Below are 24,912 nucleotides of genomic sequence, written 5' to 3' on the forward strand. Positions count from 1 at the left end.
ATAAAAAAGGGAGATCAATATCTCCCTTTTTTTCAACACATATATTTCACTGGCACTGCTCAACGCTAAAATAGAACCGTGACTTGGGTTGCCAAATAAGCTGCCAGACTCGACAAAAATAGCATGGGAATATAACGGTACAATTTGAATACCACTTGCTCAGTGTGTGACAGACCTCTGCATTGCCATAGTGTGGCCTTGAGTGCCTTTAAAAAACAGACCACGCTCCAAGCCGTCACAATACTTAGGCTGACAAAGCCCACCATAATCTGACTGCTTCCTTCGGTATGCTGCCACAAGGTCAATGCACCTTGTATCATGGGCAAAACAGTCAGAATTAACACAACCGATTTCAGCATTGCCCAATGAAATTGGGTAATTTGATCTGATATCACGAATGCTTTCATTCTATTCTCCCCCACAACAATTTTTTGTTATGTAAATCATTATGCAAGGATTTTTTTAAATAAAAAGACTATTTATCTTCATAGTTGACTATTTTTGTAAGCATTACAGTTAGGAATAATTCTTATTATAACTCTCAAAAACCAATTATTATCTATATGTATTATTTTTCAATATCTTATATTATAAAACCTAAACAAGAAAGATTATCACTTTATCTATAATTGAATATTTCATAACATAAAGTGATAATCTCAAAACTGGATTTAATCTCTTTTTAATTAAGGCTGATAATAAATATCCGCATCGGTACCTTCACCACCTTCTTTACCATCAGCACCAAAGGAATATAAATCAAAGGCACGACCTTCAGCCCCTGGGCTGATATATTGAATATCGTTTTCCCAACTGTCTTTTGGATAGCCGCCTTTGACATAGCCACCTTGCATCCAGTTTTTGGCAGAAGCGGGTTGGTTCACCAAAGCATCTAAACCGCCATCCTGCATCGATGGGTATTTGCTATTGTCCAATTTATATTGATCTAAAGCCCCTGCCACCCCTTTTAGGGTAATCGCAGTCGTATCGACCTTGGCCTTTTCACCACGCCCCATCACATTGGGAACAATCAGGGCAGCCAACACGCCCAAAATGACAATCACCACCATCACTTCAATTAAAGTAAAACCCGATTGTTTGATTTGATATTTATTCACTTGCATGCAACAACTCTCTTGGAAATCTTTTTCTCTTTAAATCATGTTATTCATGTTCACAATTGGCAGCATCACCGCAATCACAATCACCAAAACGATACTGGCCATCAGCACCAGCATTAACGGCTCTAACAAAGCCAACAAGGTCGAAATCAGCGTGGTAACCTCTCGATCCTGCATATGTGATGCCCGTGCCAACATCCGATCCAGCTCACCGGAAGCTTCCCCACTTTTGATCATTTGTACCATCATCGGGGGGAAATAACCACTGCGCTCTAATTGGGTCGCCAGATTGCCGCCTTCGGTGACTTTTTCCGCTGCCAAGTTCACGGCATCCCGTATCACCCAATTATTACTCACCGCTGCACCGATCTTTAAAGCATCGACCAAAGGTACGCCCGACTGAGTCAAAATAGACAAGGTACTGGCAAAACGTGCCGCATTAATACCACGCGATAATTTACCAAATAATGGCAGTTTGAGTGCTAAACGATCAAAAGCATAATGCCCTGCGGTACTTTTTAAAAACCGCAATAGCACCCCCATGCCGAACACACTGACCACCAATAAAAAGGGCCAAGCCATACGAATAAACTCACTGGCTTTCATGAGTGCCACAGTAATCCATGGCAATGCATCTTTATTTTGGTCAAAGGTTTTTACGATATCGGGTACCACATAGGTCATCAGCCCCATCACAATCGCAAAGGACATCAGCATTAAAATGATCGGATAGATCATCGCGCCTTGAATCTTCTTTTGCATGGCAAAGCGGTTTTCGGTGTAATCCGCCAATTGATCCAAAATCAGATCCAGATGTCCCGAACGTTCACCCGCAGCAATAGTGGCACGGTACAGTTCAGGAAAACGCCCCGATTGCTGTAAGGCATTGGCCAAGGAATGCCCTTCCAAGACTTTGGAACGCACCGACAGTACCAACTGCTGTACATGGGTTTTTTCACTTTGTTTGGCAACGGCGCGTAATGCTTCTTCTAAAGGAATGGCGGCTGCCACCAAAACGGACAACTGGCGGGTAAACAACGCCAAATCATAGGCTGTAATTCCTTTTTGGAACCAACGCCCGCCTTGCTGCTGATCTTTCTGCTCCACAGGATCGACAGCAACAGGAATTAAAGCTTGCTCACGTAATTGTTGACGGATTTGACGGGCAGAATCGCCTTCTAGTACCCCTTTTTGCTGCTTCCCTGAAGCATCGATGGCCGTAAATTGATATGCAGGCATTGTAATGCTCTAATTTTCCAAAATTTCCTTCAGCGCAGTTGCGTCTGACCACTAAAATCATTCATATTCTTGAATATAAATTTTATTCGCTCACTCTAACATAACTCTAGACTTCACACGACGACTATTCAGCTGGAACATTTGACCTGTTTATGCCAAATTCTGTACCGCCTTCATCGCCTCTTTATCGTATTCGTGTTGCCGTTCCAGCACATGTCTATGACTGTTTTGACTACCAAATTAGCGCTGCAGATTATGCACGTGCTCAGGTTGGGGCACGGGTTGCCGTTCCCTTCGGACCACGCAATCTCATCGGGGTGATTACAGAAAAGCTAGCACTCGATGCCCCCAGCAACCCCAAATTCAAATTAAAGCCAATTCAAGCCCTGTTAGATGATGAGGCCATTTTAGATCACAAAGTTTTAACTTTATTGACATGGGCGGCTCAGTATTACCAATTTCCGATTGGTGAGGTAATTCAAAGCGCATTACCGACCCTGTTACGCCAAGGTAAACCTTACGACCTGTTGGCACATATGTGGCGTTTGCTGGATCTGAATGCTGAGGAAAAAATCAAGCGTTCGGAGAAACAGCAGCATGCTTATAAAATTTTAAAGCTGCATCCTGCAGGCACCTCGGAAAATATTCTGAATTTGGCCGGCATTGAAACTGCCACTTTAAAAGCCTTAGAAAAGAAAGGAATTTGTGAAAGCTATTTAGACCAAAAAGACTTTAGCCCACAAGTCATGAGCTTGGCTCAAATGCCCTTGACTGCCAATCCCGATCAGAAACATGCGATTCAGCAGGTACTCAAATCGTTGTCGTCTTATCATGCTTTTTTACTGGATGGTTTGACGGGCAGTGGCAAGACTGAGGTCTATCTGCAAATTATGCAAGAGGTGCTGAAACAAGGTAAACAAGTCTTGGTCTTGGTGCCGGAAATTGGTTTGACACCACAAACCATCAGTCGTTTTCAGTCCCGTTTTCACTGTCATATTGCCTTGCTGCATTCAGGTCTCACCGACAGCAAGCGTTTACAAGCGTGGCAGAGTGCGCAAATGGGCAAGGCGTCGATTATTCTGGGAACCCGTTCCGCCATTTATACCCCGCTGCCGAATCTGGGATTAATTATTCTGGATGAAGAACATGACTTATCTTTTAAGCAACAAGAAGGCTTCCGTTATCATGCCCGTGATGTGGCGCTGTATCGTGCCCATTTAGAAAACTGTCCGATTATCTTGGGGTCAGCCACGCCAAGCATGGAAAGTTATGCCTTGGTCAATCTCAACAAACTGACCTGTTTAGAGTTAAACCAACGCGCAGGTACAGCCTTATTACCGAAACTGCATATTCTCGATCTGAAAGTTGGCCGTAAGCAGCATGGTTTTAGCCAGTTCCTCTTGGATGAAATGCATAAACGTCTGGCAAAAAAAGAACAAGTGCTGATCTTTTTAAATCGTCGTGGCTATGCCCCTGTGCTGATTTGCGAAAGCTGTGCCTGGCAAGCCAAATGCCCGCACTGCGATGCCAATTTTACCTTGCATACCCAACCTTACCAGCACTTGCATTGCCATCACTGCGGCACCATTCACCGCATGCCCGATCATTGTCCGCAATGTCATCATACCGAACTAAAACCGATTGGCATGGGCACCGCCAAAGTGGAAGAACACTTAAATGAACTCTTCCCCGAAGTTGATGTAATTCGGGTTGACCGCGATTCAACCAGTCGGGTCGGCAGTTGGCAAAAAATTTATGAGCGGATTCAAAAAAGTGAGCCTGTCATTTTATTGGGTACACAAATGCTGGCCAAAGGTCATCATTTTCCCTATGTATCTTTGGTGGCTATTTTAGATATTGATGCAGGTTTACTTAGTGTCGATTTTCGTGCCCCAGAACGCACAGCACAGTTAATCGTGCAAGTTGCAGGGCGTGCAGGACGCGGCGAGAGAAAAGGCGATGTCTATTTGCAAACGCTGCGTCCAGAGCATCCATTGTTGCATACCTTGGTTGATGGTGATTATCGCCAATTTGCTCGTCAGACCTTAAAAGAACGACAGCAAGCGCTGTTCCCGCCCTACCGCTATGCTGCACTGATTCGCTGTGAATCGAAAAGTCAGGAACACAATCAGCAGTATCTCGGTGAATATGCACAGCAGTTACGTGAGATTTCAGCACAAAGTATTGAAATCTGGGGACCAATTCCAGCACCGATGGAGCGTAAAGCAGGTCGTTACCAAGCGCATATGGTGTTATTGTCTCAAGATCGTGCACGCTTACACTATTACTTACGGTCTTGGTGGCAAAATATGTTGCAACATAAGCCTGCCAGCATGAAACTGAGTCTGGATATTGACCCACAAGAATTGAGTTGAATGCACACTCAACTGTTACTTTCAGTATAGAACCCATTTTTCAGGACAGAGGCATGTCGTTATTGTTGCAAATCACGCTTTTTCTCGGTGCAGCCCTGCTGGTGGTGCCGCTCCTAAAACGCTTGGGGATTGCTACAGTCTTAGGCTATCTCATCACGGGCATTGTTTTGGGACCACATGTGCTAAATATTGCCAATGATCCTGAAGCGATTCACAAATTAGCTGAATTTGGCGTGATTTTCCTGATGTTTTTAATTGGGTTGGAGTTGCGACCACAGCGGCTCTGGACGATGCGTCAGTCTATTTTTGTGATGGGCAGTGTACAAGTGGGCATTACGGCCCTTGTGATTGGCACCATTCTATTTTTGGTATTAAAACAAGGCATCGCGACCAGTCTGGTGATTGGAAGCGCACTGTCACTGTCATCAACCGCATTTGTATTACAACTGTTGACCGAAAAGCAGCAACTGAATACCAGTTATGGACAACAATCTTTCTCAATTTTATTGTTCCAAGATATTGCCGCGATTCCGCTGATTGCAGTGATTCCCCTACTCGCGGGCAATGAATCCACCCATTATGGCATCGCCTACTTTGCAGCAATCGTGGCAGCATTTACCGGACTATTTTTGTTTAGTCGCTTTTTAATTCGACCTTTTTTTCGCTTTATCGTGAAAACTGGTGCACATGAGTTAATTACAGCGATCAGTTTATTCATTGTTCTCGCTGTGGTGTTACTGATGGATCTGCTGAATATCAGCACCACATTAGGTGCATTCTTAACGGGAGTATTACTGGCGGATTCTGAGTTTCGGCATGAACTGGAAGCCAGTATTGCGCCTTTTAAAGGACTGTTACTGGGACTGTTCTTTATAACCGTAGGGATGCTGACCCCAATTCAGCTTTTATGGCAACAACCGCTATTTATCTTGGCGGGTGCACTACTCTTGCTGTTGACTAAATTCACCCTTTTAACGGCCATTGCCCGTTATTTCCAGTTGTCTTGGCCCAACAGCTTGCTACTGGCTAGTTGTTTAGCACAGGGTGGAGAGTTTGCTTTTGTCATATTCAGCGTGGCACAAACTGAACAACTGCTCACAGAAGCGATTATCGCGCCTATCACCTTAATGGTGATTATCTCGATGATCCTCACCCCAGTTCTATACTGGATTATTCGCCAAGGAATTGTGCCCCATCTTACGCCTGTCACAGTACCCGCTTATGATGAAATTTTGGATCAGCAACCGGCCATGATCATTGCAGGTTTTGGTCGTTTTGGACAAACCATTGCACGGGTGGCCCATCTGCAACACCAAAAGTTTACGGCCATCGACAGCAATCTGGAAAAAGTTGATTTTGTGCGGAACTATGGGGGACATTTGTATTATGGTGATGCCACCCATCCTGACATTTTAAGAGCCGCGGGAATTGAACAGGCCAAAGTCTTTGTTCTCGCCATTGATGATATTGAAGACTCGATGAATGTGGCACGCCATATCTGCCTGAATTACCCTACGTTACAGTTATTAGTCAGAGCACGAGACCGACATCATGTACACTTATTACGTGACTTAGGTGTGAAGCATATTTGGCGAGAAACCTATTTATCTTCGCTTGGCATGGCGTATCGTGCCTTGTGTGATTTGGGTGTCAGTGACAGCGATGCCAAGAAAAGTATTGAGCTCTTTCGCGATTATGATGAACAGCTCCTGGCACAGCAACAACGCGTCTATACCGACGAACAGAAGGTATATGAATCGCATCGCAATGCCCTAGCTGAACTGGAACATTTATTTGAGCGCGATGCAGAAATTCGTGCGGTCGAAACAGGCGTCGATTTACAGCGCGGTTTAGATTCTACCCGAATAGATGTGACACGAGATGAAGCAAAATGACTTGTGTTTTACAATATCGCCACCATTAAAGCAGGGTTTTGGAGAAAATTATGTCTGATATACGTCAACGCTTTTATATTGAAGATTGCCCTGTGCGTGGTGAAGTCGTTCATTTAGAAGAAACCTTACAAACCATTCTAGCTCAACGCGACTACCCACAAGCCGTGCAAATTTTACTGGGCGAAATGCTCAGTGCGACCGCCTTGTTGGCCAGCACGCTAAAAATTAAAGGGCGTATCAGCTTACAAATTCAAGCCTCTGGAACATTTAAATGGGCCATGGCGGAATGCAACCATTTAGGTGAAGTCCGCGCCTTGGCGGATTATGAAGAAGATCCGCGTTTTCAAGCTGCAAGCGACAGCAGCACAGTGCTGAAAGCTTTGCTGAGCCCAGTGTTGTTTATTAACATTGAGCCTGAGTTTGGCGAGCGCTATCAAGGGATTGTACCCCTAGACCAACCGACACTCTCTGGTTGCTTGATGCAGTATTACGACCTCTCGGCACAAATTCCGACTCGTATTGTGTTAGCGAGTACCGCACAGCGCTCAGGTGGTTTACTGATTCAACTGTTACCACGTATCAATGAAGAAGAACAGCAGCGCGTAGATGAAGATTTATGGCCGCGTTTGACCATGCTGACGGAAACGCTCAAAGTTGATGAGCTGACCGAATTAGATGCCAATGAAATTCTGTATCGCTTGTATAACGAAGAAGATGTCCGCTTGCCTGAAGTAGAGCAATTACAGTTTGGCTGTACCTGTTCTAAAGAACGTTGTGCCAATGCCCTGCAACAAATTGGGGTCGAGGCTGTACGTGAAACCCTAGAGCATCAAAATCCAATTACCATGGATTGCCAATTCTGTAATACGCAATATCAATTCACCGCAGAAGAAGCACTGGCATTATTTGGCGAGCATCTCAGCTAAATTCACCGCCATCCCTGCCTGTTGGAACATGTCTACATGCACCAATAGGCAGATCTGTGCTGCCGAATGAATTCTTCGGTTGCAACCACAACAAAAAATAACTCCCCATCCTATAGTCCTCCCCTAAGTTTTCGGCTCTTGGACTAAAATCGTATATATTTCAACTCCGCAAACACTCTATAAAAGACTGCGACCAAGACAACAAAAATACTGTTTACTGCGTCCTATCATGACAATAAATCCATAATTTTAATATGTGATTCATACCACTTCGACTTATACAATGAGGTATTCCTTCATGGGAACAACGTTTCTTTCCCGCACGGTTTTGATGTCTACCCTTCTTTGCAGCCTGCACACCTTTGCCGCAACCGACCCATTGCTCGGGAAATGGAAAACCGTGGATGATCGTACAGGACATTCACTGGCCGATGTCGTGATCAGCAAAGATCCGCAGGGGAATTATCAAGCGCAAGTAACCGAAATTCGCGCTATTGCAGGTAAGGACAAGCTAACCACTTGCCAAAAATGCCCAGGAAGTTTTAAAAATCAGCCCGTTCTGGGTTTAACCATTTTATCGGGACTGAAGAAAAACCCAGAACATCGGGATCAATATATCGAGGGACGTTTTCTGGACCCCGTTTCAGGACATTTATATGTTTCAGAAGCGCGTCTAGGACAGCAAAATAAATATCTACAAATTCGTGGTCAGGTCGCAGGCTCGGCCAATGTACGGCATATGACATGGATTAAAGTGCCTTAATGCACACCCGATTTCTGTTATAAAAAAGCCCGATTCGGGCTTTTTTTATGAATCTGGCATATGACATACACCAGAAGGTGCAGGTTTCAGTTCGTTAAATTGCATTGCATTTGCATAAATCAATATAAGTCATTCAATATTCTCAGAATAAGGAAAAATCTGTGCTGCCTAAAAGGCACATCGCCATTGCACCGTCATGATTTGAAACAAATATCAACAGTTCTACACTACTTCCCTGCTTCAGAAAGACATAATAATATTGGTGAAAATATCATCAATACTACTATGCTCATATGCCTAAGAATTATTACGAGATCCTTGGGGTAACACGCGAAGCTTCCCCCGACCAAATAAAAAAAGCATATCGAAAGTTGGCACGTAAGTACCATCCCGATATCAGTAAAGAGAGTGATGCCGAAGCCAAAATGCAAGAAGTCAATGTGGCTTACGATACGCTCAGTAACGAGGAAAAGAAGAAAGAATACGACTTCATTCTGGATCATCCCGAAGGTTTCGCCAACTTTGGCGGGCAAGCGGGTCAATCTGGATTTGATGGTGCCCAATATTATCGGCAGGGGTTTGGTCAGGGAAGCAGTTCAGACTTCTCGGGCTTTGAAGATTTGTTTGGTCGCTTTGGCACAGGCTTTGGAGGAAGTAACTATCAGTACAAGCAAAGACAGCAGTCCTTTCGTGGTGAAGACCAGCATGCACGGATTGAAGTCGATTTAGATGTGGCATTTCATGGCACCTCACAGCAAATCACCATGCAAATTCCGAGCATTAATGCCTATGGTGAACCTGAGGTACAACGCAAAACCCTGCAAGTCAAAATTCCCAAAGGCATGAAAGAAGGACAACAGATTCGTTTATCGGGTCAAGGACAAACAGGCATCCGTGGCGGAGAAAACGGGGATTTGTATATTGAAATTTATTACAAGGATACCGCACAGTTTCGGGTCGAAGGTGCAGACATTTACTACACCGTTCCAGTGAGTCCTTGGGAAGCTGCGCTTGGCCAGCAAATTGAATTGCTGACTCCAGCAGGGAGCAAAGTGCAGGTGAACTTACCCAAAAATGCCCATACGGGACAACAATTACGCTTAAAGAATCAAGGGATTCCCAATAAAACACCAGGACACTTATTTTTAATTCTTAACATTGTGAATCCACCTGCTCAAACCGAGCAAGAACAGCAAGCCTACCAAGCTTTTGCTCAAGCTTTTCAGCAGTTTAAGCCTCGACAACTTTAAGGAGAACGCTATGACAACAATTCATTATCGTGAAATTATTTGCGACGGTTATAGCACCGCAGAAATCGTCGATGAACATCGTAGTTTCGATTTAAAACATTTTGCCGAAGCCTGTGGTCAAAGCCCTGAATGGGTGTTACAACTTTTAGAATACGACATTTTACCGTCTCGCCCAGAAGATCGAATTCATCAATTCTTTGGTGAAGATGTTTCACGTGCGCGTAAAGCCTACCGCTTACAACGGGATTTTGATGCCAGTTTTTCGGCGGTCGCCATGATGCTGGATTTAATTGATGAAGTCCAACAACTACGGCGCCAAGTTCGGCATTCCCATATTCAACAATCATAAACCTGTCATACAACCCATTTTTTGATTAATCATCAAGCAATGGGTTGTTTTCTTTCAGCACTAACAGAAGAGTAAAACGGTTGCCATGAAAACAAAAGAATGTAACAAGAAAGTCAAACTCATGTTTCCCGAACATCGTGAGATTATTCCGCAATTGCGACAAGAAAATCCGCATTTTGCAAGAATTTTTGAAGAACATGCAGATCTCGATCAGGAGATTTGCCAACGAGAGCTGAATCCCGTTTTTCGCATCAATGATGATATTGAAGCCTTAAAACGGAAAAAACTGCGCCTCAAGGACGAAATTTATCGTCTGCTCCAGCACCATGCCAATACTCAAGTTCAGGATGTATTCAAATAGGCGAAGATGATGCATACGAGCGGGAACAATAATTAAAAGCTCATCAAAAACAAAAAATTAAACTCTCTTTATAGACGCAGCATAAAAGAAGAAGATGTCATTATCATGACATCTTCTGTCTTTGAGCAGGCTTATTTTAACTTCGTCAGTTTTTCTACTTCTTTGATCGTGACTTTAACCCCCTGTTTAATCGGCTCGTAATCCAAGAACCACAATAGCCCCACATGCTGGTCTTGATGTTGTTGTGCCAGCATATCAATCACACTTTTCTCGCCTCGCCCCACCAAATGCCGGCGATAAAAATACAAAATGAGCCACACCGTGGTAATCAGCATCACCACCAACATAATCCAAAACCCAATCGGAGATTTCAGCCCAGGAATAAACTCAAAGTTCATGCCATAAATGCCAGTCAACAAAGTAAGGGGCGCAAAAATAGCGGTAATAATGGCGAGAATGCGCATATTTTCATTGGTCTGGTTGGCAATTGCCGAAAAATGAAGTTCTATCGCAGCCTGTACTGCACTGCGCAAACGCGTAGTATGTTTTTGAATCCGTTCCACATGGCTTACCAGATCATCGGTCCGTACCAACACCAGATCACGCTTTTCAGAACGTTTTTTCGGCTTTAAATGGGCAAAGTTTTCGACGATCTCATCGCGCAATTCCTGCAATACTTCAATTTGTTCTTCACACAAATTTTCAATCTGCTGAAACGCCATATTTTCTTGTAGCAATTGGTTCCACTTGGTAAAGCGTCGGTGACCTTGTAACAACTCCTGCTGCCAATATTCTACCCGTCGGGTCAAAGGTACCCGCAAGTCCAAATAACCGTCGACCATGGCATTTAGGAGACGTAATGCTAAGTCGAGCGGGCTTTGCGAGAGTTTTCTTGGCTTGTTTTGCTCGTCTTGTGAGCGTGCAGAAATCGCATTTATTCGCTCGATATATTGCTCGATGACACGATTCCCCCGTTCACGCACGGTAATCAGGACTTGAGCGGTCATAATGAAACTGATGGGTGTGGTGGATAATCCAAAAAATCGCTCATGCTGCTCGAGTGCTTGCTCTCCGATTTGAATTTTGTCATCGGGCGTAATCAGTTTACGGAAAATCAAGACGTCATAATCTTCCATCGCATCAAAAGCACACGGATGTTCTAAATTCAGAATATCCTTTAAATGGAATTCATTTAAGCTCACACCCGATAATTCATAGATTTGTGCTTGCCAGTGTTCAGCATGATTCACTACATCTTCACGGGTACTGTCGATCCAAATAAATTCGGGCTCAATATCTTCACGGAGCTGCTGCTGGACATACAAATGTGCTTCGGTCGGATGTTGATAAAAATAATAACTTTGCATCGATCCCATCACTCTATGCTGGTGCTGTTGACTGTTTTAATAGGCTTGAGTGTACTGCATATTTTTTAACTTATTCATCTTTATCGCAATTTCACCACAAACTTTCCCGCATTGATCGACAAGCAATCTTCCTCATTTTTTGACATAAAAAAAGCCCACTTCAATGAGCGGGCTTTTTTAAGTCAGTTTAATTCAAGATTAAACTTGCTCAATATCTTTCATCGTTAACTTGATACGACCACGGTTGTCGACATCTGCAACTTGTACTTTCACTTCCTGACCTTCAGATAATACGTCTGCAACATTAGCAATACGTTCATTTGAAATTTGAGAAATGTGAAGTAAACCATCAGTACCCGGAAGAATGTTCACGAATGCACCGAATTCAACGATACGAATCACTTTACCAGTGTAAATTGTACCTGGTTCAACTTCAGCTGTAAGCGCTTGGATTTTCGCAATCGCCGCTTGTGCAGCAGCTTTGGTTTCACCAAAGACGCGTACTGTACCGTTGTCTTCAATATCAATTGCCGCTTTAGTTTCTTCAGTGATTGCACGGATAGTTGCACCACCCTTACCAATCACGTCACGAATCTTATCTGGGTTGATGTTGATGACTTGGAACGTAGGCGCATGCATTGAAATCTCTGGACGCGCACGTGAAATCACTTGGTTCATAGCATTCAAGATATGCATACGACCTGCATACGCTTGGTTTAACGCAACTTCCATGATCTCTTCAGTAATGCCTTCGATCTTGATGTCCATTTGCAGTGCAGTAATACCGTTGGCAGAACCTGCTACTTTAAAGTCCATGTCGCCAAGGTGGTCTTCGTCACCCAAGATGTCAGAAAGAACTGCGAAACGCTCGCCTTCTTTCACTAGACCCATTGCGATACCCGCAACAGGTGCTTTCAATGGAACACCAGCATCCATAAGGGATAATGAAGCACCACATACAGAAGCCATAGAAGATGAACCGTTTGATTCAGTAATGTCAGATACAATACGAATCACGTACGGGAAGCGGTCAGCCGCTGGAAGAACAGCCTGTACGCCACGACGTGCCAAACGACCGTGACCAATTTCACGACGTTTAGGACCAGATTCACGACCTGTCTCACCTACAGAGTATGCAGGGAAGTTGTAGTGCAACATGAAGTTGTCAGTTTTAGTACCTGAAAGCGTGTCAACCATGAGTGCATCACGCGTGTTACCCAAAGTTGTAGTTACCAACGCCTGAGTTTCACCACGCGTGAACAATGCTGAACCGTGTGCACGACCTAACACACCCACTTGTACGTCTAATGCACGTACAGTTTTCGTGTCACGACCATCAATACGTGGCTTACCAGAAAGGATGTTGTCACGTACCGTACGGTATTTCAAATCTTCGAACAATTCGTTCAAGTCATCCGCAATACCTGTTTCATCATTTTCAGGAACGAACTGAGCAACCGCTTCCGCTTGAATCGCGTCTAATGCTGCATAACGGTCTTGCTTAACAGCAATCGTGTACGCTTCAGAAATTTTCGCTTCAAACGCTTCTTTTAATTTAGTACGAAGCTCTTCATTTTTCGTTGGTGCAGTCCAAGTAGACTCAGTTGCACCCGCAGCAGCAGCAAACTCTTTAATCGCTTGTACAGCAATTTGCATTTCGTCATGACCGAAAAGCACTGCACCGAGCATTTGGTCTTCAGAAAGTTCTTTTGCTTCTGATTCAACCATCAATACTGCTGATTCTGTACCTGCAACCACAAGGTCAAGGTCAGATTGTGCCATTTGTTCAAAGTTCGGGTTAAGAACATATTCACCGTTGATTAAACCAACACGCGCAGCACCAATTGGACCACGGAACGGTGTACCTGCAATAGCCAATGCCGCAGAAGTACCGAGCATTGCCGCAATATCAGCATCCATAGTTTTGTCAGAAGACACAACAGTGGCTGTTACTTGAATTTCGTTGTAATAGCCTTCTGGGAACAACGGACGGATTGGACGGTCGATTAAGCGTGAAATCAAAGTTTCAGCTTCTGAAGCACGACCTTCACGTTTGCCATAACCACCTGGGATACGACCCGCAGCATATTGTTTTTCTTGGTAGTTCACAGTGAGTGGGAAAAAGTCTTGACCCGCTTTCGCTGTTGGTTGAGCAACAACGGCAACCAATACCGTTACACCACCCATCGTGATTAAAACTGTGTTTGCTTGACGAGCAACACGACCAGTTTCTAGTACTACATTGTACTGACCGTATTGGAATTCTTTACGAACGATATTAAACATCGACATATATTTTTCTTTCCTGATTTTATTCTAGTGGAGACCCCTAAGGTTTGGCATTCACAACCTAAAGTTTGTGCAAATGACAAAGCTTAGAAGCCGACCTCACTAGAAACACTATTTTTAAACGCAAAGAAGGAGCGAAACATTCGCCCCTTCCCCTTTATCTAGACGAAGCTAGATATTCTTTAGTTTTCAGCAATACAGCATTCAACATGCAATAATCCGAAAATAAAAGTTTCAATCGAATTAACGACGTAAACCTAAAGCACCGATCAAAGCAACATAACGGCCATGATCTTTACCATTTAGGTAGTCAAGTAACTTACGACGTTGGTTAACCATACGGATAAGACCGCGACGGCTATGGTGGTCGTGTTTGTGCTCTTTGAAGTGACCTTGTAAGTCATTGATTTGAGCAGTTAAAAGAGCTACTTGAACTTCTGGTGAACCAGTGTCGTTTTCAGCACGAGCAAATTTAGCGATGATTTCTGCGCGATCTGCGTTTGTTAAAGCCATTCGATTTCTCCGAGATGCTTAAAAAAGTTACATTTGATACGAATCAATCGATTGCTCAATTGACTGCCGTGCATCACTACAGCAAGAGCGTTATTTTAAGGGAAAATGCCGATGATTGCAAAATATGCGCACTATTTAAATTTACTAAACAAAAATAATGCATGAATAAATCACATCTGGCTCCGTAAATTGTCAAATATCATGAAAATAAGCGCACAACATGAAATACTGAATAGATAATCATAATTTACATTCTATTGGATACCGTTGCCGATATTTCAACAAGCAAGCCAGCGTATTGCATCAGCCCTTCCGTCTTTAGCCAGAATTCACGATGCAAGAATTAAGCTTGTCGCAGTTTCGAGATACAGTTTAAAACTCAAGATCAGATTTGCTCGGCAACGGTGGAGAGCATGAAATAATATGCAAATTGAACAAAATAATGTGCTCAGATTCGCAATTTCCAACTTTAAACATTAATTGCATCAAATTTAAATAAGATGTATTTGTGATACATTTTGCCAACCATTATTGCGATCAAGTTCCAAAAGAAAAATGCCCAAGCATAACTTGGGCATTTCTCATTGCGCTGTAGTTCTTATATTTATTGTTATTTTTATTTTAGTTATTGCGCATAATGCGCTTATTGTGACAACAGTCCTTGTTTCCACCAAGATGTCCTTATGTGTAATATTTTGCCACAACAAAGCAAAAAGCATAGAGGTGTTTTACCTAACTCAATGTACGCTTTAACTTACATGAGCGGGCTAAATGGTCTGGCGGATTCTGATCGGAATATTGGACTAAATATAAAAGTACAGGCAATAAAAAAGCCCTGTAGTCTCTCCCAAAACTACAAGGCTTAGCGGCTGTAAGTTTCCTCATTCACCTACTTCACTGTAAGTTCGCTGTCATATCCTGACTTTGTTATTATCCTTTTGCGATTATGGCTCAACGTTCCGTGTTGTGCTCTTTATGTGAACTCATCTTCTCAGAAACCGAATAAAAGCTCTATGCGCAAATATCTCGAATCAATGTAAGCTTTTTCGTACAAGAACACCGATTATTTAGCACAGATTAATAATCCAAAAGACCCTTTATTTTTTCTAAAACACCACTCATGCGCGTTGTTCTTTTCGACAAGGCTTGGATTAATGCCTGAGGATCTACCAACAGGCTCACAACGGTTTTAGCCCGAGTAATGGCGGTATACAGTAGCTCTTGGCTTAACAAGTTTTGTGCTTGAGCATCGAGTACCACAGCCGTATGGGTAAATTCAGAACCTTGGGATTTATGAATGGTCAGTGCAAAAGCCGTTTCGATACTTTTCGGTAAGCGCGTTGCTAAAACCCATTTCTCTAAACTCGGGAAGTAGACTTCAAACTGTGCTTGTCCCTGACGTTGCCGTTTGAAACAAATCCCGATATCCCCATTCGACACGCCCAACTGATAATCGTTATAAGTCATCATCACGGGACGACCCACATACCAATCCCCTTGCTTGGTGGTATAGCGACTTAAGGCACTGAGTAAACGCTGCTCAATCTGCTGATTCAATTGTTTTAAGCCCAAAGCGCCATGACGGATTGCAGCCAAAATCCGATAGTCATCAAAGACCTGAATCACGTGCTGAATAGAAGCTTCAGGATCTTCCGCAGTTAAATGTGTTTTTAAGGCTTCAACATAGTGATGATAGCCTAGCATTAACTTATCGTAATAAGTCTCTGGATTAGTAAGATCCGCACTTAAATATTCCAGTTGCAACACATTCGGCATTTGCGCTTTCAATGGCACAGCGCGAATTTCAGTCGGTTCAACCACCTGTTGATGAAATTGTTGTAATAATGCTGCGGTAGATGCTGATTCTGGCGGTTGCTGAATAAAACGGGCCATCTGTCCAATCAAGGCCTGACCATCAAAGCGCCGACTGGTCTGTAAATTGACCCTATTGTGTTGCAATGCCTGAACTTGCTGTAAATCCGCCAATACCGCGCCCACGTCCACCGAAGCTAGCTGATTCGCATCCCCCAATAAAATCAGACGGGCTTGACTCGGCACGGCAGCGAACAACATGCTGGCCAGATTAAGATCTAGCATTGAAGCCTCATCCACCACAATAATGTCATAAGGCAAAGGCTGTTCGGCATGATAACGAGGACGGGCAGAATGCCCCAGCCCCAATAACCGATGTAAAGTGACTGGATTTAATTGTTTCAGCGCTGGCGTGACCAAAGGTTGCAATTTTTCATCATTCAATGCCTTTTGCAGGGCTTCTTTCATGCGCTGCGCAGCCTTACCTGTCGGTGCAGCCATCGCAATACGCAAATTGGGTAAAGACTGGTTTAACACGGCAATTATCCGCGCTAGGGTATAAGTCTTTCCTGTACCGGGCCCACCCGTAATAATATTCAGGGCGTGCTGACAGACCATCTGCAGTGCCTGCTGCTGATGCGGGTCACTGAGTAACGTGGCATAAGCCTGTGCATCGACGGTTGGCACCACTTGCTGCTGCAAGCGTGCGACATGCCGCGCCAAACCATCTTCCAGCTTCCAATAGCGATACAGATATAAATACTGTGAGTCATAAATGAAGGGCGCGACGCCAGGCGCGACTTGCTCGGCACTAACCGCCAAGTTAGCTAAGATTTGCGATGTATCGGCCTGAATTGGTACACAACTGTTGCCCTGTAACATCGCTGCCAGCACAGACTGGATCAGCGTATCGGCCTGTAGATTTGGGCTTGCACAAAAAGGGGGCTGTTGGATCGATTGGCTCCATTGTGCAATCCAGTCGGGAGTTAATTGCAATGCCTGCTTGTTTTCCACACAGTTATCCTCAAAGTTATCCACAATCTAATTCATTGTTTTTTAATACAAGCTCAGCGCAACTATGCACTTTTATGCACCGCTACTTCAGCAAAATAGCCCAATATTGCATCCAAACGCAGAATAAACTCGGCCTCTGGGCACCAAGTATTAACCCCTAGCCCTGCTACGCCTTGCATACCACGTAAATACAAATAACTGGCTCCACCTAAATGTTGCTCAATCGCATAACCTTCAAACTGGACTTGCAAATAGCGATGCAGGGCCACCAAGTACAGTCCGGCCTGCAACCAATAACTGGCATGCGACATGCTGTCCTGTATTTGGGTTGGATGATAGTCCTGCACATCGGCTCCCAAGAAGTTACTTTTATAATCGGCAATGTGGTAGCGTTCGCCATCAAAATAGACCAAGTCGATAGAGCCCGTTAAGTATCGTGCTGAATTTGCAGCATTCAGCTCCGGCATCACAATGCCATATTCTGCAAATAAATCTTGAATGCGTTTAATCGCCAATACATGGTTAGAAAGAGACAGGTAAAAAGGGAATTCCGCCAGATGTGCTTCTGCCGAAAGGTGCTTTAAGCAAAACTGCTGATGCAAAGGCGTCGATACCACCTGAGCCAGCCATTCCTGCATCCAGGTCAACAACTGCTCCTCATCCACAGACTGAAACTCTTGCTGATATTTGTCACACAAGTTCTGCCATAGACTCGGATAGTCATTTTTAAAACGACGGCGAATTTCAGTTTTCCAGTCCTGTTGCTGCTGAAAATCAATGTGCTCAAAAATTTCATGCAGGAAATTTCCCGCCAAGGTGCCCATCGGAAATTGACGCTGAATCCAGGGAATTGGTTGAGAAATCGCTACATCTTCAATAATCGGCTCTACATCTAGATGAAACTCATCCGCTGCACTTTGTGTGACTTCACGCTGCTGTGCCAAAGCATCCAACACCTGTTGACGAGTTAAATGCTGCGCCAAGGCACTGAAACTGGTTTTGCCTCGAGGATAAAAGCGTTGGGTCGGGAATTCGGCTGCAAAGAGTTCCGGAATTTGCGATTGCTGCTGGGGTTTTAATGCACTCGGACATGCACTCAACACCGCTTCATCCCCACTATAAGGATGCTGAAAGACCTGTTCCGCCTGCCCGCGCCAAAATGCCAAGCCAGTTGCGGATTTTCCTGCATGATCTTGCAGCATGGCATAAACCCGATGACTGGCACGGGTGAGTGCCACATACCACAAACGATGCTGCTCGGCTTCAGCCCGTGCATTATGCTGTTGGATCGCCACCTCATCCAATAAATGCTTGTCATTGATGGCAATCACCCGTTGCAGCTCGGTTTGCCCCGTTAACGGGTGAACCAAGGCTTGGGTAGAAAAATTCAGGGTCTTGTTCATTTCACTGAACTTTTTATCGGCCCCCAATAAAAAGACTATTTTAAACTCCAGCCCTTTGGACTGGTGAATGGTCATCAACTGTACGCCTGCCTCGTTAGACAGCTTCCGTTCTAGCTCCCATTCCCGCTCACTCGGGCTTTGAATCTGTTTTAAATACCAGTGATATAAAGCCTGAGGCCCCTGAAAATGCTCACTATGCTGACTCAACAATTCAGTTAAATGCCTTAAATTAACCACACAGCGCTCATTGTCACGACTTTGGCTCGCAACCACATTCGACCAGGCCTTAAACACATTTAAGGCATACTGCCAAGCTGGTAAAAAGCCGGTGTTAAACCACATTTCCCGAATGTAATCAAAATCTTCAATAAACTGGCTTAAACCCGCAGGCTGCTGTTCCAATTGAATTAACTGACTCAGTTGGAAATTCAGCATCCGGGTCAGCAAAGCCCGTTTCACTTTGCCTTCATCATAGGGATGCATAATCGCAGTCAAAATTGCTGCCACATCCTTGGCGATGACACTGTCAAATACACTGCGTTTGGATGGACGATTGACCCGAATGCCCAAGCGTTCTAATTCATACTGGACTTTATCGAGTCCATCATGGCTTTTGGATAAAATGGCAATATCATTTTCATCGACGGCGCGCTGGCCTGTGGCTTCTGCCAAGTACAGTTGCTGTTGAATTCCCTGATTGAGCAAATCCCGGATTTTCCACGCCACCTGAATAAATTCATCGTTCTTGTCTTGCAGCATTAGCCAACGTAAAGGTTGATGATTTTGACCCTGTGCATCCACCAAAGCAGGGTGTGGTCGTGAACCCGCCTCTACTGTGGTATATTGCACCTCTTCACCAAACTCCGTTTGTCGTTGAAACAGGGCATCCACCACCGTCACCAACTCCGCCACAGAACGATGGTTATATTTAAGACTATATAAATGTCCCTGCTTGGCAAGTACATCGGCTCGAGCCTTGTTATAGGTCAGCATATCTCCGCCACGAAAGCCATAAATGGCCTGTTTCGGATCACCCACCATAATCATGCAGCCTTGGGCACAATGCTGTGCATCACGCCAAATCCTCGCCAACATATTGTCTTGGTCTTGGTTGGTATCCTGAAATTCATCAACCAGAATCAGCGGATAACGCGCCTGCACAAAGCGCGCAAAGCGGCGGCCCTGCGTATCTTGCAGCGCCTCAGCCAAAGTGCGGATTTGCTGCGCAAAGGTGGTTTCGCCCTTTTGCTGCAATACCTGCGGCAAGCGTTTTTTGACTTCGGAAGCCAAATAAAACTGTAAATAGCTATCTAAAGTGTCTAGATCAAATGTGAGCTGCTCCAGACTTTGAATAAAATGAGCCAGAACAACAAGCAGTGGATGTTGTTGAAAACCTTGCAACACATCCTCTGGACATTTATTCAGTGCTTTTTTAGTGACTAAATCGGTGAGGTTTTTTAAGGTGTCGGCATATAAAGGCGCAAATAAGGCATAGACGCCTTGTTGGGTTAAGGCCGTGAGCAACTCAGGGAGTTTAAGGGTCAATAGCTGTTCTAACTTGCCGTCATCACGCCATTTTTTCGCCAAGATCTTAAAATGAACACCATCGGCGGCATAGTAGTCGGCCAAGCTACTAAGCAGACTCCAATCCTGTGCCAACAAATGTTCAAGCTGGGTGCTAAAGCCCGCCAAATCTACCTTGGGCGCATCCACAACCTGAAAATGCGCAGAAGCAAAATTCAAACTGTTTTCCACCACGCCCACATAAGCATCTTGCGATTTTAATTTTTTATTCAGCAGCAGATAGTCCAGAATCTTTTGGGGCTGCTGCTGAATCCACTCACGCAACACATCATGAATAAGCTGTCGGGTATATTGCTGAGCATCGTCGGTAATTTCGGCACGTTCAATTTTGCCACTTTCAAATGCAAACTCGCGCAGCAGTTTCTGGCTAAAACTATCCAATGTACCGACAAACAGCTCATCCAGTTGATCAATGACCAGTTTCAAGCGTTCCCGTGCATAGTCCACACGCGGAGCATAATCCTGCAACACTTTTTGATAGAGCGGATCACTTTCCTGCGTGATTTTCTGTTGCAGTTCGGCTTGCGTCAGGCTCTGGCACGTTTCAAAAAATCGTAAAGTTTCAACCAAACGACTGCGAATTCGCCCCTTTAATTCGGCTGCGGCAGCACGGGTAAAGGTGGTGGCAATCACCTGATTGGGTAAATATTCCCCCAAAAATATCCGCACCATTAAACTGGATAAAGTAAAGGTTTTTCCAGTGCCTGCCGAAGCTTCAATCCAGTGTAAGCCTTTAAACTGCATATCCACGATCGGATGATAAGAAATCGTGGCAGCTCTCGGAGTCGTCGTCATCTGCATTATTCCTCAATCACCTGCTGGTATTCAAAAATCGGGGCATACAAGCGCTCGGAAAAACGCTGGCAGGCCTGAGCCAATAAGGCACTAGCATCTTGCTGCTGTAAAATAAATTGCCAATCTCGATGATGCTGACTGGCTTCATTGTCGAGCACTGAAAACCCCGCAAAGCGACCATCATCTTGCCAAGCTTTCAGCAGGCTGTCCCAGTCTTTCAATTGTAATTTACCCTGATCATCTGGCTCCCACTCATGGGTTTTGCCTTTTTCCGCCACCTGAAACAACAAAGCTGCCGGTAACACCACAGGTTCCGTCTGCGCTTGTTGCCACAACTCAAACCAAGCCGCTAACCATGCCTTGGCCTGATTGGATGAAACCCCTTGGCACAGGATGGTCTGATCGCTAAAGACCACTATCCGAGCCAAGTCCTGTCCGGCATCCGCTAAATTTTCATGCGCCAGCCAGAGTAAATACTCCAACCATAGCTGTACCCGACGTTTAGCACGTGCACTGGAGGCTTCTAAACTGACCCACTTCTGGGTGTGCTGTGCAGGCAGGGTAATTTGAAACTGTAATGTGGGAGTCATGTTCCAAAGCTGCTGTGTCACCGCTGTGACGGCATCGGCATAGCGCGCGAGACGGGCGCGTAACTGTTGTTGCTCATTGATACTGACTTGCCAAGCCGCCTGCTGCATTTTTCCCACAGGTAGCTGATCTAATAACAATTCTGGCTGAAGATTTTGTCCCTGTTGTTGTAAAAAGTGTCGTACCGCATAGCGGCCTAGGCCATCAAGCACCAATGGCTCGACTTCATCGGGCAGATTTTCGGCCTTCAAATTTTCCACCCCGAGAGTTCTTAAATACAGTCGTGCCGGGAAACAAACATCCTGAATCCACTGCTGACTTTGAATGCTTATAAAATCACCAACTTCGGTCAAATACGGGGTATCTTGCCAAGCCTGACGCTGCCCTTGGGGTTGTACAATCTGCTGTGCCACCCGAAACCAATGATCCTGAAAACGCATGGGTTTCGTGTGTATAAATCCAGTCCAGTCAAAGGGTTGTAAGGGATGAATATGGTACAGCGAATGCAGTTGTGCAGGAATTTCCAAGCCCTGTACCTGAATGAGCTCTGCCTCTGCCTCTGCCGAACGTTGGGTAATGAATGCCAAATGCTGTACCAGTTCCTGCAAAGCAGTTGAAGGTTCGCGCACTTCCCCATCATTGACATCAAATCCATTGTAAAACAGCCACAGGCTTTGCTGTGCCAGCAGTAATCCATCTAAAAAAGCACCTTGATCATCTTCCAATCGAGAACGATCCCCCAGTTGGGGTTTAAGCAAATCCATCAGGTCAAAAGGTAAATGCTGGTTACGGCTAGGGAATTTGCCGCTATCCAGATTCAGCATCACAATCAGCTGATAAGGGATTGGGCGAATTTGTCCCAACTGACTAAAGGTAATCTGTCCCGTCGGTTCCGCTTGATCCAGTTGTGCATCCAAAGTCGCCTGAATTTCATCTAGCACATAGGTTAATGGCAGAGTGAGCTGATCCAGACCATATTGATCCTGCCCTTCATAAAAGTTGGAGAGGGTCAGCATTCGCATCTGTTTTTTAATAATTTGCGCAACGCTGGCTAAAGCTTCGACCCCTGCTTGCTCAAACTCCGCCACTTCCTGTAGCAAGACTTTGAGCCAATGTTCGACTTGCTTCGGTTGTTCAGATTGCTCATGTTGCAGTAGCCAATCGCGTCGCGCGTCCAAGTCCTGATAAATCTGCAACAGCTTGGCAATCAATTCAAAATCGCTCGGCATGACTTCGGCAAAACTGAGTGTATCTGCAAACAGTGTATGTTCAGGAATCGCAATGCCCAAGGTCAATCGGTCTAAGGCAAACTTAAAACTAAAGCGATAGTCGGTATCGCCCTCGGTCAAGCTGAGTGCCAAATGCCCGGCATCCAGTCCTCGTTTAAAGCCAGCCTGCTGCAGAAGCTCCAGCATACGTTCTACGGCACTCATCTCTAGAGCATAGCATTGCTGAGTAGCCGCCAAACCCAGCCAGTCGGCAAAATCATCCAGACGGAAACGCCCTTGGACCAGTTGCATACGCCCCAGCACGGCCCGCCATGCATTAGTCGCATCCAGTTGGGTGACCCCTGCAATTTTCACTGGCAAATAGATCGTGTCTTGGCTTAAGCGCCCTGCTACGGCTGTGGCGGCTTCTGTTTCACGCTCACGTACTGGTGGCGCAAAAACACTGCGGATGAGCGGCTCTAATTCTTTCAGGTTTGGACTTAATACCAAAATATCACTCGGCCGACGTGGCTGCTGCTTGCTGCCCTGCGCCAACCATGCCGTCAGTTGATCTTTCAGTACTTCCAGTTGACGTAAACTGGAATGACAGACATGAATTTGAATGGACTCATCCTCGGCATCCAAAACAAATTGATTGGCTTTAGGCTCAACCAAATACAGAATGTCCGATTGCAGCTTGCCCAATAGGCTGGCGGGATACTCATCCACAAAGACATCTGCCCAAACCCCATCTTCCCCCGAAGAAAGCCCTGACAGCAACGAGAAGTGATCGCGGGCTTGCTTGCCAAAACGCGTTAATAACGGATGACGGGATTCTCGCACTTCCGCATTGAAATGTAGGGTGAAATCCTGAAAGAACTGTTGAATCTCTGCATCGGTGGCCTGCGGATGCTTGGCAATAAAGCGCTCTTTGACCCTTAAGTCATAGCGCGCTTTCCAGTTCGGATCGACGCTATCGGCCCAGTATTCCTGCGACGGGTTATAGTGCAGCAGATAAATATCAATGTACTGCCCCAGACGCTGTAAAAACTGCAACTGACTCGGGGGCAAATCCAATAAGGTAAATACCACCAAGGGCTGCGGCAGCTTTTTCAGGGCTGCACTATTCGGCGCATCGACACTGCCCAAAGCCTGCCAGAAGGCAGCATCAATCTGCTGCATATCGAGAAAATCTTGATGAAACACCACCTGCCATAACCAGCGCTGCCAAGCTTCCAGCTCATGTGCCTGATTTAAAGTAAACGCTGAGATTTCATTATTGGTCTGAAAGAACATCTGCTCAATCGGCAAAGCCTGATTCTCCCCCCAACGCTGCAACCAGTTACTTGGGCAGGAACATTGATTGATTGGGCAGTTTTTTTGACAGTGCCCACGATATTCCATGTAGTGACTAAATAATCTGGACACCTGTTCGGCCACCCAGTACAACATACTTTGTTTTTTGAGTTGTTTTGCAAGGCCCTGTTGTAATTGGTCGGCACTGGCATAAATGCGTTGCACAATCGAATACAGCGGATGCTCGCTGCTTAAATTACACTGTTCCGGTTCGATATAACAGAGCAGCGCCTGATAAACCCGCCATTTAATAATAATGCGTGGAATATTGGCTTTACGTACTTGTTCCTTGTCTTGATCCAGTACCCATTGATAAGCCGTCCACTGAAATGCACGAATCCGGTGATGGAATTGGGTATTGGCACTAATGCCTTTTTGTTCAGCCAACTGCTGGGTTAACCACGCTTCGACTGCGGGCGAAGGCACAATAAAATGCTGGGTTTTTAAGACCTGTAGCGCATGTGCAGATTGTGATTTTACCGTTTTCAACATGGCCTGTAGCAAAACATCGATGCGTTGACTCTGAATCACATGAATGGCCATGAATAAATATTCTCCAACGATAAATAAATGAGGCTCTACAAAAGCATAAAGATTATTGACTATACTTAGTGTACTGTCTATGTCACGGTATAGCAGTGTCACGATTTAAAAAAGACTTTGAAAATCGTAGCTTAAAGATGCTTCAATATAAAAATGGATAC

General features: G+C 44.9%; 16 protein-coding genes. 7 read left to right on the plus strand and 9 right to left on the minus strand.

The window, feature by feature from the left end:
* Positions 1-65: 65 nt before the first annotated feature.
* From AC6CHI_RS09010 to gspF, 3 genes are all read right to left on the minus strand, one after another.
* Complete coding sequence (locus tag AC6CHI_RS09010) at positions 66-407, minus strand: hypothetical protein (RefSeq protein ID WP_498120820.1); 342 nt, start codon at positions 405-407, stop codon at positions 66-68.
* Positions 408-686: 279 nt separating this feature from the next.
* Positions 687-1,124 (minus strand): type II secretion system major pseudopilin GspG, encoded by a 438-nt coding sequence (gene gspG / locus AC6CHI_RS09015; protein WP_458892561.1) that lies wholly within the window; start codon positions 1,122-1,124, stop codon positions 687-689.
* 30 nt (positions 1,125-1,154) lie between these two features.
* Positions 1,155-2,360 (minus strand): type II secretion system inner membrane protein GspF, encoded by a 1,206-nt coding sequence (gene gspF, locus AC6CHI_RS09020; RefSeq protein ID WP_498120821.1) that lies wholly within the window; start codon positions 2,358-2,360, stop codon positions 1,155-1,157.
* Between the two features lie 152 nt (positions 2,361-2,512).
* On the opposite strand from gspF, the gene AC6CHI_RS09025 reads away from it, so the two are divergent.
* From AC6CHI_RS09025 to AC6CHI_RS09055, 7 genes are all read left to right on the plus strand, one after another.
* The gene (locus tag AC6CHI_RS09025; RefSeq protein ID WP_498120822.1) at positions 2,513-4,735 is read left to right on the plus strand and encodes a primosomal protein N'; all 2,223 of its coding nucleotides are present in this window, start codon (positions 2,513-2,515) and stop codon (positions 4,733-4,735) included.
* A gap of 53 nt (positions 4,736-4,788) precedes the next feature.
* Entirely contained in the window at positions 4,789-6,630 is a 1,842-nt protein-coding gene (locus AC6CHI_RS09030) for a monovalent cation:proton antiporter-2 (CPA2) family protein (protein WP_498120824.1), read from the plus strand.
* 50 nt (positions 6,631-6,680) lie between these two features.
* Positions 6,681-7,556, plus strand: coding sequence for an Hsp33 family molecular chaperone HslO (gene hslO, locus AC6CHI_RS09035; protein WP_458892557.1), 876 nt, complete (start codon positions 6,681-6,683; stop codon positions 7,554-7,556).
* Positions 7,557-7,854: 298 nt separating this feature from the next.
* Entirely contained in the window at positions 7,855-8,319 is a 465-nt protein-coding gene (locus tag AC6CHI_RS09040) for a DUF2147 domain-containing protein (RefSeq protein WP_498120825.1), read from the plus strand.
* Between the two features lie 293 nt (positions 8,320-8,612).
* Complete coding sequence (locus AC6CHI_RS09045; protein WP_458892555.1) at positions 8,613-9,569, plus strand: DnaJ C-terminal domain-containing protein; 957 nt, start codon at positions 8,613-8,615, stop codon at positions 9,567-9,569.
* 10 nt (positions 9,570-9,579) lie between these two features.
* A complete protein-coding gene (locus AC6CHI_RS09050) occupies positions 9,580-9,918 on the plus strand; it encodes a chaperone modulator CbpM (RefSeq protein ID WP_458892554.1) in 339 nt (112 codons plus the stop codon).
* Between the two features lie 85 nt (positions 9,919-10,003).
* Positions 10,004-10,279: an HP1242/YdcH family protein gene (locus AC6CHI_RS09055; protein ID WP_498120826.1), complete on the plus strand. Its 276-nt coding sequence runs from the start codon at positions 10,004-10,006 to the stop codon at positions 10,277-10,279.
* A gap of 131 nt (positions 10,280-10,410) precedes the next feature.
* Here AC6CHI_RS09055 and AC6CHI_RS09060 read toward each other — a convergent pair whose 3' ends face one another.
* The 6 genes from AC6CHI_RS09060 to AC6CHI_RS09085 all read right to left on the minus strand — a co-directional run bounded on the left by AC6CHI_RS09060 (position 10,411) and on the right by AC6CHI_RS09085 (position 24,751).
* Positions 10,411-11,646, minus strand: a complete 1,236-nt coding sequence (locus AC6CHI_RS09060) for a magnesium transporter CorA family protein (RefSeq protein ID WP_498120827.1) — start codon at positions 11,644-11,646, stop codon at positions 10,411-10,413.
* 198 nt (positions 11,647-11,844) lie between these two features.
* Complete coding sequence (gene pnp, locus AC6CHI_RS09065) at positions 11,845-13,932, minus strand: polyribonucleotide nucleotidyltransferase (protein ID WP_458892685.1); 2,088 nt, start codon at positions 13,930-13,932, stop codon at positions 11,845-11,847.
* Positions 13,933-14,178: 246 nt separating this feature from the next.
* Complete coding sequence (gene rpsO, locus AC6CHI_RS09070) at positions 14,179-14,448, minus strand: 30S ribosomal protein S15 (protein ID WP_004637724.1); 270 nt, start codon at positions 14,446-14,448, stop codon at positions 14,179-14,181.
* 1,077 nt (positions 14,449-15,525) lie between these two features.
* Positions 15,526-17,274, minus strand: coding sequence for an exodeoxyribonuclease V subunit alpha (gene recD / locus AC6CHI_RS09075; RefSeq protein ID WP_498120829.1), 1,749 nt, complete (start codon positions 17,272-17,274; stop codon positions 15,526-15,528).
* Between the two features lie 62 nt (positions 17,275-17,336).
* A complete protein-coding gene (locus AC6CHI_RS09080) occupies positions 17,337-21,056 on the minus strand; it encodes a UvrD-helicase domain-containing protein (protein ID WP_498120831.1) in 3,720 nt (1,239 codons plus the stop codon).
* Positions 21,057-21,061: 5 nt separating this feature from the next.
* Positions 21,062-24,751 carry an exodeoxyribonuclease V subunit gamma gene (locus AC6CHI_RS09085; protein ID WP_498120833.1) on the minus strand — a complete coding sequence of 1,230 codons (3,690 nt, stop codon included), beginning with the start codon at positions 24,749-24,751 and terminating at the stop codon, positions 21,062-21,064.
* Positions 24,752-24,912 lie beyond the last annotated feature (161 nt).

It is taken from the genome of Acinetobacter sp. GQ146 (genome assembly GCF_059758585.1).